15 protein-coding genes are annotated in these 13,133 nt (G+C 66.1%); 7 read left to right on the top strand and 8 right to left on the bottom strand.

Annotated features, from left to right (window positions below; genetic code table 11):
- Nucleotides 1-13 precede the first annotated feature (13 nt).
- On the top strand, nt 14-439 hold the full coding sequence (locus tag ACVIGA_RS02380) for an HIT family protein (protein ID WP_375775111.1): 426 nt from the start codon (nt 14-16) through the stop codon (nt 437-439).
- A 188-nt stretch (nt 440-627) separates the two neighbouring features.
- On the opposite strand, the gene tsaA is transcribed toward ACVIGA_RS02380, so the two are convergent.
- The 5 genes from tsaA to ACVIGA_RS02405 form a co-directional block, all read right to left on the bottom strand.
- Nucleotides 628-1,119 (bottom strand): tRNA (N6-threonylcarbamoyladenosine(37)-N6)-methyltransferase TrmO, encoded by a 492-nt coding sequence (gene tsaA / locus ACVIGA_RS02385; RefSeq protein ID WP_074128941.1) that lies wholly within the window; start codon nt 1,117-1,119, stop codon nt 628-630.
- 3 nt (nt 1,120-1,122) lie between these two features.
- Nucleotides 1,123-2,043, bottom strand: a complete 921-nt coding sequence (locus tag ACVIGA_RS02390) for a Bug family tripartite tricarboxylate transporter substrate binding protein (protein WP_456665147.1) — start codon at nt 2,041-2,043, stop codon at nt 1,123-1,125.
- Nucleotides 2,044-2,164: 121 nt separating this feature from the next.
- Nucleotides 2,165-2,509: an AzlD domain-containing protein gene (locus tag ACVIGA_RS02395; RefSeq protein WP_212318624.1), complete on the bottom strand. Its 345-nt coding sequence runs from the start codon at nt 2,507-2,509 to the stop codon at nt 2,165-2,167.
- Nucleotides 2,506-3,258 carry an AzlC family ABC transporter permease gene (locus ACVIGA_RS02400; protein ID WP_223967503.1) on the bottom strand — a complete coding sequence of 251 codons (753 nt, stop codon included), beginning with the start codon at nt 3,256-3,258 and terminating at the stop codon, nt 2,506-2,508. Before ACVIGA_RS02400 ends, ACVIGA_RS02395 begins: the two co-directional genes overlap by 4 nt.
- 206 nt (nt 3,259-3,464) lie before the next feature.
- Nucleotides 3,465-4,538: a lytic transglycosylase domain-containing protein gene (locus ACVIGA_RS02405; RefSeq protein WP_456665148.1), complete on the bottom strand. Its 1,074-nt coding sequence runs from the start codon at nt 4,536-4,538 to the stop codon at nt 3,465-3,467.
- 121 nt (nt 4,539-4,659) lie between these two features.
- On the opposite strand from ACVIGA_RS02405, the gene ACVIGA_RS02410 reads away from it, so the two are divergent.
- Complete coding sequence (locus ACVIGA_RS02410; protein ID WP_456665149.1) at nt 4,660-5,589, top strand: glycine/sarcosine/betaine reductase selenoprotein B family protein; 930 nt, start codon at nt 4,660-4,662, stop codon at nt 5,587-5,589.
- A 165-nt stretch (nt 5,590-5,754) separates the two neighbouring features.
- On the opposite strand, the gene ACVIGA_RS02415 is transcribed toward ACVIGA_RS02410, so the two are convergent.
- Nucleotides 5,755-6,768: a bile acid:sodium symporter family protein gene (locus ACVIGA_RS02415; protein ID WP_456665150.1), complete on the bottom strand. Its 1,014-nt coding sequence runs from the start codon at nt 6,766-6,768 to the stop codon at nt 5,755-5,757.
- A 102-nt stretch (nt 6,769-6,870) separates the two neighbouring features.
- On the opposite strand from ACVIGA_RS02415, the gene ACVIGA_RS02420 reads away from it, so the two are divergent.
- The 3 genes from ACVIGA_RS02420 (at nt 6,871) to ACVIGA_RS02430 (ending at nt 9,056) form a co-directional block, all read left to right on the top strand.
- Entirely contained in the window at nt 6,871-7,602 is a 732-nt protein-coding gene (locus ACVIGA_RS02420) for a LysR family transcriptional regulator (RefSeq protein ID WP_456665151.1), read from the top strand.
- Nucleotides 7,603-7,606: 4 nt separating this feature from the next.
- Nucleotides 7,607-7,738: a hypothetical protein gene (locus ACVIGA_RS02425; RefSeq protein WP_456665152.1), complete on the top strand. Its 132-nt coding sequence runs from the start codon at nt 7,607-7,609 to the stop codon at nt 7,736-7,738.
- Nucleotides 7,739-8,030: 292 nt separating this feature from the next.
- Nucleotides 8,031-9,056: an IS5 family transposase gene (locus tag ACVIGA_RS02430; RefSeq protein ID WP_456665153.1), complete on the top strand. Its 1,026-nt coding sequence runs from the start codon at nt 8,031-8,033 to the stop codon at nt 9,054-9,056.
- Nucleotides 9,057-9,307: 251 nt separating this feature from the next.
- On the opposite strand, the gene ACVIGA_RS02435 is transcribed toward ACVIGA_RS02430, so the two are convergent.
- Together ACVIGA_RS02435 and ACVIGA_RS02440 are read right to left on the bottom strand one after the other, a co-directional pair.
- Nucleotides 9,308-10,360 (bottom strand): phenylacetaldoxime dehydratase family protein, encoded by a 1,053-nt coding sequence (locus tag ACVIGA_RS02435; protein WP_456665154.1) that lies wholly within the window; start codon nt 10,358-10,360, stop codon nt 9,308-9,310.
- Between the two features lie 30 nt (nt 10,361-10,390).
- The gene (locus tag ACVIGA_RS02440) at nt 10,391-11,398 is read right to left on the bottom strand and encodes a carbon-nitrogen hydrolase family protein (protein ID WP_456665155.1); all 1,008 of its coding nucleotides are present in this window, start codon (nt 11,396-11,398) and stop codon (nt 10,391-10,393) included.
- A 208-nt stretch (nt 11,399-11,606) separates the two neighbouring features.
- Here ACVIGA_RS02440 and ACVIGA_RS02445 point away from each other — a divergent pair, with 208 nt between their 5' ends.
- Together ACVIGA_RS02445 and ACVIGA_RS02450 are read left to right on the top strand one after the other, a co-directional pair.
- A complete protein-coding gene (locus ACVIGA_RS02445) occupies nt 11,607-12,563 on the top strand; it encodes an AraC-like ligand-binding domain-containing protein (protein ID WP_456665156.1) in 957 nt (318 codons plus the stop codon).
- Between the two features lie 151 nt (nt 12,564-12,714).
- Nucleotides 12,715-13,068, top strand: coding sequence for a PilZ domain-containing protein (locus ACVIGA_RS02450; RefSeq protein ID WP_223967495.1), 354 nt, complete (start codon nt 12,715-12,717; stop codon nt 13,066-13,068).
- The last annotated feature ends 65 nt before the right edge of the window (nt 13,069-13,133 follow it).

Genomic DNA, 13,133 nt, shown 5'->3' on the forward strand with positions numbered 1-13,133 from the left:
GGGAGCCGCCGCCATGCCCGCCGCCTATGACAACAACAACCCCTTCGCAAAAATCCTGCGCGGCGAATTTCCGTCCTACAAGGTCTACGAGAACGACCACGTGCTCGCCTTCCTCGACATCATGCCGCGCTCGCCCGGGCATACGCTTGTGATTCCGAAGGCCCCTGCCCGCAACATCCTCGACATCACGCCCGACGACTACGCCCATGTCGCGCGCGCCGCCCACAAGATCGCCGCAGCCGGAATGAAGGCGTTCGAGGCTGACGGCATCACCGTGCAGCAATTCAACGAGCCCGCCGGTGGCCAGGTCGTGTTCCATCTGCACATGCACGTGATGCCGCGCAAGGACGGCGTCGCGCTGTTGCCGCCCGCGAGCCACAAGGAAGACGGCAAGGTGCTGGAGGCCAATGCGGCGAAGCTGATCGCGGCGTTGAAGTGACGCCGAAGGCGTCATCCCGGGGCGGCGCGTAGCGACGAACCCGGGATCTCGACGACGGAGAGCTTCACTCCTCGTCATTCCGGGGCGCGCCTCTTGGCGCGAGCCCGGAATCCATTGCACCAAGAAACGCGCGGACGGATGGATTCCGGGCTCGCGCTCCGCGCGCCCCGGAATGACGGTGGAGAGATCTACTCCGTCTCGAAATCCCCGGCCTGTGGCGGGGCGAGCGGGGTGAACTCGCAGCGGTCGGGTTTGACGTCGATCAGCGGCGTCTCGTCGAGGCAGTCGAGGCCGCGCACCAGGATGACATTGCCCTCGACGCCCACCAGTTTGACGATCGATGTGCCGATCGGATTGGGGCGCACCGGCGAGCGCAGCGAGAAGGTGCCGCGGGTGTTGCCGTTGTTCTTCGGGCTTTGCAGCACGATGTCGCGGCGCGACTGGTGCAGCCAGTACAGCACTTCGAGGTTCGAGTAGAAATCGACGCCCTTGATCGCGGCGACCCAGGGCTCGAAGATCTCGAGCCGGCACACCGGGCCGTCATGCCGCCCCTGCCGCGGCGTCGCCAGCCGCGAGGTCCAGGGCGTGCGGATGCGGCCGATGAAGACGAGCCCGGCGTCGCGCGCCGTCGGCATGTCGACCGCGACCTCACCCTGGCGCAATTCCATTTCACGTACCATGTGTCAGTCCAACGATATGTTCAGTGCCTTGACCACGCCCGCCCACCGCGCGCGATCAGTGTCCACAAATCTGTCGATCTCGGCCTGGCTCTTTACGCGCAGCGGCGGGAAACCGATCCTGACCAGCGAAGCGCGAAACGCCTCGTCGTTCAAGGCCCGGTCGAGACTCGCCTTGATCTTGCCCGCGATGTCGTCAGGCACCTTCGACGGCGCTGCAATACCATACCAGACGCTGACCGCATAATCGGGGTAGCCGCTCTCGGCGATCGTCGGCAGGTCGGGCAGATCGGGGATGCGCTCGGCCGAGCTGACGCCGAGCGCCCGTAGCATGCCTGATTTGACCGGCGGCAGTGCGGTGCCGAGCGTGTCGAACATCAGCTGGATGTTGCCTGACAGCAAATCCTGCAACGCGGGTCCCGCACCCTTGTACGGCACATGGGTCATCTCGACGCCGGCCATCTGCTTGAACATCTCGCCGGCGAGGTGCACGGTGCCACCGGTGCCGGCAGATCCGAAATTGAGTTTGCCGGGATTTGTCTTGGCGTAGGCGACGAACTCGGCGATCGTCTTGGCAGGCACCGACGGATTCACCTCCATGATCATCGGCGCATCCGTGATGACAGACAGCAGGCGGAAATCCCCGGCCGGATCGTAGGGCAGCTTCTTGTAGAGCAGCGGATTGAGCACGAAGATCGAGGCCGCCGTCACGAACAGCGTGTAACCGTCGGGGTCGGAGCGCGCCACGGCCTCGGCGCCGATCGCGCCCTGCGCGCCGGCCTTGTTCTCGACCACGACGACCTGCTTGAGATCGCGCCCGAGATATTCGCCGACGATTCGGCCGAGGACGTCGGTCGGTCCACCAGCGGCGTAGGGCACCACGAGCTTGATCGGACGTGACGGATAGTCCGCGGCACGCGCCGGCAACGCTGCTATCAGCAAGACGGCCAAAACAAAAATGAAAGCCGATGATGCACGCCGCTGCATGGCGTTCCCCCGTTATTGTTTTCTTGGAGAACGAGAGTAACGGATAATGCGGTTGCCGCAATCAGCCGAGCCAGTATTTGCCTGACAGCATGACGATTTCGCCCACGATCACGCCGGCGAAGATCGATTTCCTCGCCAGCATGAACGCCACGAAGCCTGCGGCGACGGCGCCGTAACGCAGCCAATCCGGCACGCTGGCGAGCGCGCCCGGCGGCTGCACCACGATCTGCGCGATGATACCAGCGAGGATCGCGGTGGCGACCGCCCTCACCCAGACCAGGAGCTCGGAGTTCTCGTCGATGCCGCCGCCGAACCACAGGCCGAGCATGCGCCAGATCTGGTTGGGGATGACGCCGGCGACGAACAGGATCGCGAGCGCGTGCCAGTCGCCGATGAAGGTGCTCATGCGCGCGCCCTCACGATGCCTGCCCTCGCCCGGTGCACGCCGTAGGCGATGGTTCCGGCGACGACGCCGCTGACCAGGATGTCGACGCCGCTGTTCAGCATCGCCGCCAGCGGGAACAGCAAGAGCCCAAGCACCAGCGCGATGACGTCGGCGAGTTCGCGACAGTTGCGCGCGGTGGAGAACAGGAAGGCCAGCGGCGTCAGCATCAGCATGCCGGCGGCGAGCAGCGGCGTGAGGTTGGCCGCGAGCGTGTAGCCGATGGTATTGGCGATCAAGCAGACCGACACCAGCCCCAGGCCGAGCCCGTGGATGAAGGCAATCCGTCGGTTGCGCGGCACTTGCGGTAGGAAGCGGAAGCATTCGACCCACAGCGTCACCGCCGTGAGGTGCGCCACCAGGATCAGATGCCGGCGCTTGGTGTCTTCGGTGCGCATCATCGGCAGCACCGACACCACCATCGGAAACAGCCTGATCGCGCTGACGGTGACTGCGATCGCCGATTGCAGCACGGTGGCGCCGGAGCCGAGCGTCGTGATCACGATGATCTGCGCGGGCCCCGCCCAGACGAACGCCGTGCTTGCCAGCGTCCAGCCCAGCGAGAAGCCGGAATCATGCGCCAGCGCGCCGATGCCGAGATAGGTCGCAAACAGCACGAGCGTTAGCACGGTGGCGCCGATCGACCGCGCGCCCCACAGGAAGGCGCGGAACGAGGTCTGCCATTGCGGAGAATCGAGCGGAGGAAGCGCCACGGGAAGCCGGATGGTTTTACAATGGCGGCGGCTTAGGGCGCGGGGCTCAATGGGTCAAGCAAACGGCCGCACAGGGCGGGTATGCAGTGGCGATAACCCCACTCGTCATTGCGAGCGGAGCGAAGCAATCCATTGCTCCGCTTGCTCGGACAGATGGATTGCTTCGTCGCTTCGCTCCTCGCAATGACGTGGAGAAGTCCGCGCCATCACGCCCGGTTCTTCAGCACGAAACACGCCCCGCCCGCCTTGCGGATGCGGCTGCACAGGCCGTCGGCCTCGGGGCGCGTGTCGGCGCCGATACGCACCTGGTAGAACATCGCGCTGCCGCGGCTGCGCAGCCGCGAGCCGAGCAGGCTCGGATCCTGATCGCCGATCACGCTCGACAGCCGCTTGATGGCGCGGGCATACATCGCCAGCGCCTTGTCGCGGCTGAAGCCGGCGGCGAGCTGCACGCCCCACACCTTGGCCGCCGACAGCGTGATGTGCTGTTCGAGCCCGGCCACGAACGGATTGGGCGCGCGCTTCAGCAGCGCCATCAGTTCGCGGCAGCTCGTGGTCGGCGCACGCGCTGGCATCTTGCCGTTGCGGCCGGCGGCAGCCCAGTCGTCGACGCTGGAGCCGGTGATCGCGGAGACGTAATTGCGCGTCTCCTGCGGCATGTAGCCGGAGCCGGCGAGCCAGTCCTGGATCCGGCGCGGGCCGGCATTGTAGGCGGCGGCCGCAAGACCAAGATTGCCGAACTGGCTGCGCAGCTCGCTGAGGAATTCGGCCGACTTCGGCAGCGCCTGCACCGGATCAAGCGGATCGAGCAACCCCCGCTCGCTCGCGGTGCCCGGCATGAACTGCGCGATGCCCCGCGCCCGCTGGCCGCTCCGGGTCACAGGGCCAACCGCGTCCGCCTGGAAACGGCTCTCCTGCCAGATCACGCGCGCGAAGAATTCGAGCGGCAGATCGTTCGACCGCGCCGCCGACTCGATCATCAGGCACATCGCCTCGCGGGTGTCGCTCTCGCGCGCGTCGTCCGCGGGCTTGTCGGTTGCCGCCGCCGCGGGCTTCTCGGCGGGTGGCGTAGGCGTGGCAGCAGCAGGTTTCTCGGCCGATGGTGCCGTCTGCTCTCCCGGCGGCGGCGCAGGCTGCTCCGCCGGCGTGGCCGCGGGTTTCTCGGCTGGCTTCTCCGCAGGCGGCGTCGCGGGCTGTTCGGCGGGTGGCGGTGTGGCCGAGGCTGCGGCAGGCGCGTCCTCCGCGCCGGCGCCGGCCGGCGGCACCAGCAACACAAGCATGACCCATGCGGCGCAAAGACCTGTTCGCATCGCAAATCTGTTCCCGCGCGGCGCGGCTTGACACCGCAAGCCCGTGGTCTAGCTATGGACTGAAATGATGGCGCGCAAAAGGGAGCGCAAAATGGCCGCAGCCTCAGACGATCAAACCGGCTTTGCCCCCGACGACGACGCCCCGATCGGCTACATGAAGCGGACCCGCGATTATTATGCGGCGATCGGCTACACCACCCCCTACCGCTGGGCGCACTACACCTCCGCCCCGTTCCAACCTCTGCAGAAGCCCCTGAGCCAGTCCCGCGTCGCCATCATCACGACCGCGGCGCCGTTCGACCCCGCCAAAGGCGACCAGGGCCCGGGCGCCAAATACAATGGCGGGGCAAAATTCTATGCGGTCTATGACGGCGACACATCGCAGTCACACGATATGCGGATTTCGCACATCGCCTACGACCGCACCCATACCACTGCGACCGACAGCGGCACCTGGTTCCCGCTGGCGCAACTGAAGCGCCTCGCCACGGCAGGCAAGATCGGCGAAGTCGCGCCGCGTTTCTTCGGCGCCCCGACCAACCGCAGCCATCGCGTCACCATCGAGACCGACGCGCCCGAAATCCTCAAGCGCTGCTGCGACGATGAGGTCGACGCCGCGGTGCTGGTGCCGAACTGCCCGGTCTGCCACCAGACGATCAGCCTGGTCGCGCGGCATCTCGAAGCCAACGGCATCCCGACCGTGGTGATGGGCTGCGCCAAGGACATCGTCGAGCACGCCGCGGTGCCGCGCTTCCTGTTCTCCGATTTCCCGCTCGGCAACTCCGCGGGCAAGCCGCATGACGTGGCCTCGCAGGCCTTCACGCTGGAGCTCGCGCTGCGCGTGCTGGAAACTGCGCCCGGTCCGCAGACCACGGTGCAGTCGCCGCTGCGCTGGAGCGAGGACGCGTCCTGGAAGCGCGACTACAGCAATGCAGAAGCATTGAGCGCCGAGGAGCTGGCTCGCCTGCGCCGCGAGTTCGACGCGCAGAAGGAAATCGCGAAGGGCCTGCGCGTGGCGTAGCTTCAGGTTGAGCGAAGACCATCGCCTGCCAAGCTAACGGTGTCATCGCCCGGCCTCGACCGGGCGATCCAGTATTCCAGAGACACCAGTTGGTCACGGAAAAGCCGCGGCGTACTGGGTCCCCCGGTCAAGCCGGGGGACGACAGCGGAGGCAAATGCCTCCACTCAGTGCGCTTCGACAAGCGCCCGGGCGACATCATGTGACGACCCTTCCTCGCCGCCCGCATAACGGCGCGCCAGCGCGGCGCAGGTCATCAGCTGGATCTGGTGAAACAGCATCAGCGGCAGCACGATCAACCCGACCGACTGCCCGGCGAGCAGCACGCTCGCCATCGGCAATCCGCTCGCGAGGCTCTTCTTCGAGCCGCAGAACATGATCGCGATGCGGTCGGCGCGCGAGAAGCCGAGCAGCTTGCTGCCGAAATTGGTGATCAGCAGCACGATCGCCAGCAGCAGCGCATCGAGGCCGAGCACGATGGCCATCTGCGTCGCGTTGACCTGGTGCCAGATGCCATGGCTGACGCCGTCGCTGAACGCGGTGTAGACGATCAGGAGGATCGAGCCGCGGTCGACCAGGCCGAGCATCGCATGGTGCCGCTCGACCCAGCGTCCGATCAGCGGCCGCGACAACTGCCCCGCTACGAACGGCAGCAGCAGCTGCACGACGATGTCGAGCGCGGCATTGCCGGAGAACCCGCCATGGCTCGACAGAAGGAAGCCCGCCAGCAGCGGCGTCGCGACGATGCCGAGCAGGTTGGAGGCGGTCGCCGAGCACAGCGCAGCCGACACATTGCCGTGCGCGATCGAGGTGAAGGCGACCGACGACTGCACGGTCGACGGCAGGATGCAGATCAGGATCACGCCCGCCCACAGCGCCGGCGTCAGCAGATGCGGCGCCAGCGCATGCGCCGCGAGGCCGAGCAGCGGGAACAGGGCAAAGGTCGACAGGAAGATCACGAGGTGCAGCCGCCAGTGCCGGGCGCCTACCAGCGCCTCCGTGGTCGACAGCCGGGCGCCGTGGAGGAAGAACAGCAGCGCGATCGCCACCTCGGTGGCATAGCCGCCGATCACGGTACCCTGCCCGTGCAGCGGCAGCAGGGTGGCGAGGCCGACCATGCCGACGATGGCGGCGATATAGGGGTCGACGGGCACGAATGAGCGCAGGCGGCTGATGGTCATGGAGGCTTCCTTTCCTTGACCGGAAAATGGCCCTCCCCATGCCGATTGTGAACCGCGCTTACCGATGTTATTGTCATTACATATTGTAATGACGGATCTGTCATGCTCGACCCGGCCCAGCTCGAAACCTTCCTGACCGTGGTGCAGACCCAGAACTTCACCGAGGCCGGCCGACGCCTCGGCCTGAAGCAGTCGACGGTCAGCCAGCACATCCGCAAGCTCGAGGCCGCCGCCGGCCGTCGCCTGTTCGTGCGCGACACCCATTCGGTCGTGCTCACCGCCGACGGCGAGGCGATGACGGGCTTTGCGCGTCCGATCCTGGAGGCCAATGCCCGCGCCCGCGATTACTTCGCGGGGTCACAGGTGCGCGGAAAAGTCCGGTTCGGCGCCGCGGAGGATTTTGCCAGTTCGCGCCTGCCCGACCTGCTGCACGACTTCGTCCGCCGCCACCCGCAGGTCGATCTCGAATTGACGATCGGGCTCAGCGCCGTGCTGTACCAGCAGCTCGACGCCGGCGAGCTCGACCTCGTGCTGGGCAAGCGGCGGCCCGGCGACGCGCTGGGCCAACTGGTGTGGCAGGACCGGCTGGTGTGGACCGGTGCGCCCGGCACGCGGCTCGATCCCGAGCAGCCGCTGCCGCTGATCCTCTACGCGCCACCCAGCGTCAGCCGCAGCGTGGTGCTGGAGGCGATGGAACGGTTCGGACGGCCCTGGCGCATCGTCTGCTCCAGCGGCAGCCTCCGCGCCGCAGCGCTCGCCGGTCTCGGCATCACCCCACAGGCGCAGGGCTTGATCCCGGATGGACTTGCAGGGCTTGATCCCGGATGGACTTGAAGCCATGCCCGCGTCAGGCCTGCCGCCGCTCGGCAGCGTCGAGTTCGTGGTCCGCACCGCCCGCCGCACCAGACGCGGCCCGGCGGTCGAACTGGCGCAGGCGATCACGGAACGCGGCGGCCGGCTGCGGCCGTAGAGGGTTTGACGAGAACGTTCTGACGCCGCGCTCGCTACACCCTCCCGCTTTCGGGGTCGAGACGAGCGAAGCCGGCTCTTAGATCGGATCGCATTGAGGCTATATCGTCGTCCACCGCTGTCATCGCCCGGCCTGTGCGCAATTGCGCACATGGACCGGGCGATCCAGTGCGCCGCGGCCTCTCAGCTCAAGCACAGACGTCTCTGGAATACTGGATCACCCGCATGCGCGAGGGCTTTGCAGAAGTCATCCGGGATGATTCTCTTTGGTGAAGGATTCGCCGGAGGAACGGATGGCGGAACGCCAGATTGGTCAATTGAGCTTTACAGACGGACTGGTGAATGACGCGGCTCGGGCCAATGCGCCATTGCAGCGAGTGTCGGAACTGGTCGACTGGAGCGCGATTGAAGCGCTGCTGAGCGGCTTGCGCAGCGGGTCGATGGGAGCGCCAGCTTACCCGTCGCTGGCGCTGTTTAAGGCGCTGTTGCTGCAGCAATGGTATGGGCTGTCCGATCCGGGGCTCGAGGAAGCGCTGGTGGACCGCCTGTCGTTCCGGCGCTTTCTGGGCCTGTCGCTGAGTGAGCCGGTGCCGGATCATTCCACGCTGTGGCGTTTCCGCGAACAGCTGGCCAAGAGCGGGCTGGCGGAGCGCGCGTTTGCCCTGATTACGGCGCAGATCGAGAAGTCCGGCTTCGTCTTGAAGCGCGGCACATTGATCGACGCTTCGCTGATCCGCTCGGCGGTTAATCCACCCGAACCTCCGGATCCCGATTTGCCCCCGGATGCAGACGGGCGGCCCGCCAGCAAGCTGGTCAAAAGCGCTCACGATCCTGACGCTGCCTGGACCAAGAAGGACGGCAAATATGCCTTCGGCTACAAGATGCACGTGGCGATGGACCAAGGCAGTCGCATCATCCGGCGCCTCGCCTTTACGCCAGCCAATGTCAACGACACCGTGCCCGCTGACGGGCTGATCTGCGGCGACGAGGCAACGGTCTACGCTGACAAAGCCTACGATACCATCGCACGACGTGTGCGGTTGAAGCAGATGGGTATTCGCGACGGCATCATGCGTAGACACAACCGTTGGCTTCGCTTGGGACCTTGGGCGGTGCGTCGTAACGCGGTCATCTCGCATCGACGTGCGCCGATCGAGCCGTTGTTCGCATTGCTCAAGCGCGTCTACGGCCTTGCGCGTGCCCGCTATCGCGGCCTGATGCGCAATGCCGCAGCTTTTCCAGCTCGCCGCGACCGCGATCAATCTCCAGCGATGGGCCAGGACGCCACCCCACATCGCCTAACCAAACGAGGCATCTAGCCATCACGGCTGACCCGTCCAAGCCACCGACCGGCCCAAGCAACCAGCGCCTGCCCTGTCGATTTGCTCCGCTTTCGCAAAGCCCTCGCGAAAGCGGGTGATGACACTCAGCAAGCTGAGGTGCGCCTGCACTTCTGAATAATAGAAGTCTAACGCTGATTTGCCCGACGCGTCAAGCTGCCGTGTCGAACGCCGGCAGCCACCGACTACTGTGCATGGGGTTGTTTTCGATATTTTGAATGCAGCTCGCGTCAGCGGGCCGGTGCAGCCTCCACCTGTACCGCGCCCAGCATGCCGGTTCGTTCGTGACAGCCGAGATACTCAAAGAACTGCTCGTCGGCGGCGGCGACCGTGACCTCGTGATACAGCCTGAGCTTCGCGGCTGGTCCCAAGGTCGACAGATACTTCATCGCCGCACCGAAGATTCTGACATGGGTCGGATGCGATTCCGCCCAGCGCTCCAGCGCCGCGAGCGACTTCCACCAGCTCTGGCCGTAGGACTTTTCCGTCAGTCGTCCATCCGCGTCGACGACGCGCATGTAGCGGTTAGCGTAGCAGCCGATCGGTACGCCGTCGTCACGCAGGAAATCCATGCCCTCGCGCAGGACCGGCTCGACATCGTCGAGATACATCTTGCGCTCCGACGCCTCGGTGTCGCTCCAGTCCTGGCCGGAGCGGATCAGGCACAGATTGTCATGCGCGACCACCCGGATGCGCGCGCCGTCGCGGATCACGCGCGGTTCGCCGCCGGGCGACATCGCGTCGGTCTGCGACAGCGGAATGCGGTCGCGCATGCCGCCCCAGTACGCATGCTCCTGCACCTCGGCGCTCATGCCGTCGGCAAGGACCGCAACGCCCTCGGGGCGGCCGAGCGACGAGAACAGTGTCTCGTAGCGTTCGACGTGCGGCCGCAGCACCTCGATGAAGCGGCCGACGCCATCGCTAGCGCCGCTGCCGATCCAGGCCTCGCGCGCGGCCTCGAACCAGGCATCGAAACGCCCGGCATCGTCCCAATAGGCGACCGAGACGACGTTGGTGTAGCCGGCCTGGTCGACATTTTGCGCGCGATCCCAATGCGTCGGACCGTTGTCGCCGGCAAAGCGCCTTGCGATCGATGCCAGCGCCTTGGCCACTGCTGCGGTCGGCTCGCCACGATATTGCACGCCGAAATAGGCCATGATCACCCGAGCGACCGCGGGCTTGTGGCGCGCGACGAACGAGGGATACGGCGGCGCGTAATCGTCGGGCACGCGACGATGACGGGAGCGCGCTGTTTGCAGATGAGAGGGAATTGCGGATTCCATGGCAGTCGCCTCCGGTTTGATGTCAGGCGTTCAGCTTGCGGCCGCGTCGATCTCTTCGATGTCGAGCGGCAGCGCGAAATGCTCGACGCGCTTCGAGGGCTTCTTGTTCAGCAGCAAGCGCGTGACGTCGGGCCGCGAATAATGCCCGGCCGGATCGGCGGCGTTCTTGGCGACCCCGATCGCGCCGAGATCGATATCGGCGAGCAGCAGGCCCTCCTGGTCGGGTGGCAGCTTCTCGGCGATCGAGCTGCCGTCGGGTCCGTAGATCGCGGCGTGGCCGCCGCCGACATGCAGCAGCGCGTGCTTGTCGTCGCGGTCGCACATCTCGTCGATCATCGCCTGCGAGACCGTGGCGCAGGGCGCCAGCACGAAGCACGAGCCTTCAACGGCGTAGACCCGCGAGGCCGCGTTGTTGACCTCCCAGCCGAGCGCCGGCGCGAACGGATCGTACAGCGAGAAGCTCGGCCAGGCCGCGACATGCACCTGCTCGTTCTGGGCGTACATCGCGTATTTCGACAGCGGCTGCAGATGCTCCCAGCAGCACAGCGCGCCGAGGCGGCCGATGCCGGGGCGGTCATGCACCGCGAGGTCGCTGCCGTCGCCCTCGCCATAGACGGTGCGCTCGGCGTGGGTCGGCCGCAGCTTGCGCCGCTTCGCGATGGTCTCGCCGTCGGGCCCGATCAGCCATTGCGCCAGATAGAGGCTGCCGCCGTCGCGCTCGGACAGGCCGAGCACCGCGGTCATGCCGGCCTTCTTCACGGCGAGCCGCAGCTTCTCGGCCTGCGAGCTATCGTACGAAAGAGAATTGTCGAAATAGCGCTGCACGAAGCCGCGCCCGATCGCCCAGGCCGGCGAGTCCAGCCAGATGTACCAGGGATAGCCGGGGATGAAGGCCTCGGGGAACGCGATCAGTTTTGCACCCTTCGCGGCGGCCTCCTCGATCAAGGCAATGCTCTTGGCGATGGAGGCGTCGAGATCGAGCCAGGCAGGCGCCGCCTGCACCACCGCAACGCGATATTTCGGATGTTCGATGCCCATGATGTCCTCCTCGCAGGCGGCCACTCTGGCCGGTTCGTACTTGATCGGGCCTAGCGGCCTCTGACATCATGCTGCCCCGGGACCGGGAACGCCGTTCGACCAGGACGGAAGGAAAATTCGACTGCGGAGGAGATTCCCCCAGCCGTCCCCGATACGAAGCTTGCTTTGTTTGCGTGGCCAGCGTTTGCACTCGTGAAGGGAGGAAATCATGCCGGCCCTGTTCACCACGGAAGCCGCGCCCACGCATCGGCGCCTGGCACTCTGGCGCGACATCGTCTGCGACGTGTTCGTGCAGCTCGACTGCAAGTCCGATCTCGGCACCGCCTTCCACGGCGCCATCACCAGCGCGCAACTCGGCGCGGTGAAATGCTCCGTCGTCTCGTCAGGCCGGCAGCGCGTGCTGCGCACGCCGTCGCGGATCGCACGCACCAGCGAGGATTTTGTTCTGTTCGCGCTCGGCCAAAGTGGCGCGGGCGCCGTCGTGCAGGACGGCCGCGAGACCGTGATCCGGCCGGGCGAGTTTGCGTTCTACGACACCACGCGCCCGTATGAGCTGCGCTTCAACGACGACTTCACGCAGACCATCTTCCAAGTGCCGCGCGCGATGCTGCACCGGCGCTTTGCCGGCACCCAGGGCCTGACGGCGACCACGTTCACATCGGATCGCCCGGTGCAGCGGCTCGCCTGGCAGTTCATCAGCGGGCTCTCGGAGATCGCCGACAAGCTCGATCCTGATAATGCGATCCGCCTCGCCGACCAGGCCGCCGACCTGCTCGCGATGGCGATCAGCGAGCGGCTCGGCGGCGCGGCGCTGCCGGCTTCGACGCACCGCTCCGCCCTGCTCTACCGGCTGAAGGCGCATGTGCTCGCGCATCTGCCGAACCCCGAGCTCAGCCTCACCGAGACCGCCGCGGCGCTCGGCATCTCGCCGCGCTACGTCAACAGCCTGCTGGCCGACGAGGACACTTCGTTCCAGCGCTTCGTGCTGGCGCAACGGCTGGAGCGCTGCAAGCGCGACCTCGCCTCACCGGCGCACGCGCATCGCCACATCGGCGAGATCGCGTTCGCCTGGGGCTTTAACGATCTCTCGCATTTCGGCCGCGTGTTCCGCGACCATTACGGCCTTTCCCCGCGCGATTGGCGGCAAAGCCGGGTGCCGAACTAGCTTCTCGGGCCGTTTGCGGCGCAAAATAGCCGGGAATCCGAACCTTCACAGATGCAAACAATTTACACTAACTCCAACGGGTTCCGTTCGTACCCTTCTTTTCGTAGGTCCGGACCGGTACAGTTCTGCCGTTAATTTAGGAGGATTTCCCATGCAGGACCGGCGCCAGAGCCCACGAGACAAGGTGTTTTACGGTGCGGTTGCGGAGATCAATGAGCGCGGCTCGACGATGGATTGCGTCGTCCGCAACATCAGCGAAGGCGGCGCCTGCGTCGAATTTGGCGACGCCACGCGACTGCCCGAAGAGATGAATCTCAACGTCGCGCGCAAGGGCCGCTCGTTCCTGGCGCGGATGATCTGGCGCCAGGCCAACAAAGTCGGCCTCGCGTTCCGGATCATGACCTCGGACACCCCGGTCAGCGATCTCGACGAGCGGGTCCGCCGCAGCGAGATCAAGAAACGGCAGCTGCAGCGGCGGATCAAGGAACTGCTCGGCCAGGGCTGAGCGTCCTCCCGCGGCTCCCCGGCCGCGTTTCGATCGCGGCCGGCATCTGTCATTTCGGGGGTTGC

The sequence above is a fragment of the Bradyrhizobium sp. USDA 3240 genome, from assembly GCF_054063295.1.

What these genes read in the sequence shown, in the direction of transcription:
- ACVIGA_RS02380 (WP_375775111.1), top strand. Translation starts at nt 14, where the DNA reads ATGCCCGCCGCCTATGACAACAACAACCCCTTCGCAAAAATCCTGCGC.
- tsaA (WP_074128941.1), bottom strand. Translation starts at nt 1,119, where the DNA reads ATGGTACGTGAAATGGAATTGCGCCAGGGTGAGGTCGCGGTCGACATG.
- ACVIGA_RS02395 (WP_212318624.1), bottom strand. Translation starts at nt 2,509, where the DNA reads ATGAGCACCTTCATCGGCGACTGGCACGCGCTCGCGATCCTGTTCGTC.
- ACVIGA_RS02405 (WP_456665148.1), bottom strand. Translation starts at nt 4,538, where the DNA reads ATGCTTGTGTTGCTGGTGCCGCCGGCCGGCGCCGGCGCGGAGGACGCG.
- ACVIGA_RS02410 (WP_456665149.1), top strand. Translation starts at nt 4,660, where the DNA reads ATGGCCGCAGCCTCAGACGATCAAACCGGCTTTGCCCCCGACGACGAC.
- ACVIGA_RS02415 (WP_456665150.1), bottom strand. Translation starts at nt 6,768, where the DNA reads ATGACCATCAGCCGCCTGCGCTCATTCGTGCCCGTCGACCCCTATATC.
- ACVIGA_RS02420 (WP_456665151.1), top strand. Translation starts at nt 6,871, where the DNA reads ATGCTCGACCCGGCCCAGCTCGAAACCTTCCTGACCGTGGTGCAGACC.
- ACVIGA_RS02425 (WP_456665152.1), top strand. Translation starts at nt 7,607, where the DNA reads ATGCCCGCGTCAGGCCTGCCGCCGCTCGGCAGCGTCGAGTTCGTGGTC.
- ACVIGA_RS02430 (WP_456665153.1), top strand. Translation starts at nt 8,031, where the DNA reads ATGGCGGAACGCCAGATTGGTCAATTGAGCTTTACAGACGGACTGGTG.
- ACVIGA_RS02435 (WP_456665154.1), bottom strand. Translation starts at nt 10,360, where the DNA reads ATGGAATCCGCAATTCCCTCTCATCTGCAAACAGCGCGCTCCCGTCAT.
- ACVIGA_RS02440 (WP_456665155.1), bottom strand. Translation starts at nt 11,398, where the DNA reads ATGGGCATCGAACATCCGAAATATCGCGTTGCGGTGGTGCAGGCGGCG.
- ACVIGA_RS02445 (WP_456665156.1), top strand. Translation starts at nt 11,607, where the DNA reads ATGCCGGCCCTGTTCACCACGGAAGCCGCGCCCACGCATCGGCGCCTG.
- ACVIGA_RS02450 (WP_223967495.1), top strand. Translation starts at nt 12,715, where the DNA reads ATGCAGGACCGGCGCCAGAGCCCACGAGACAAGGTGTTTTACGGTGCG.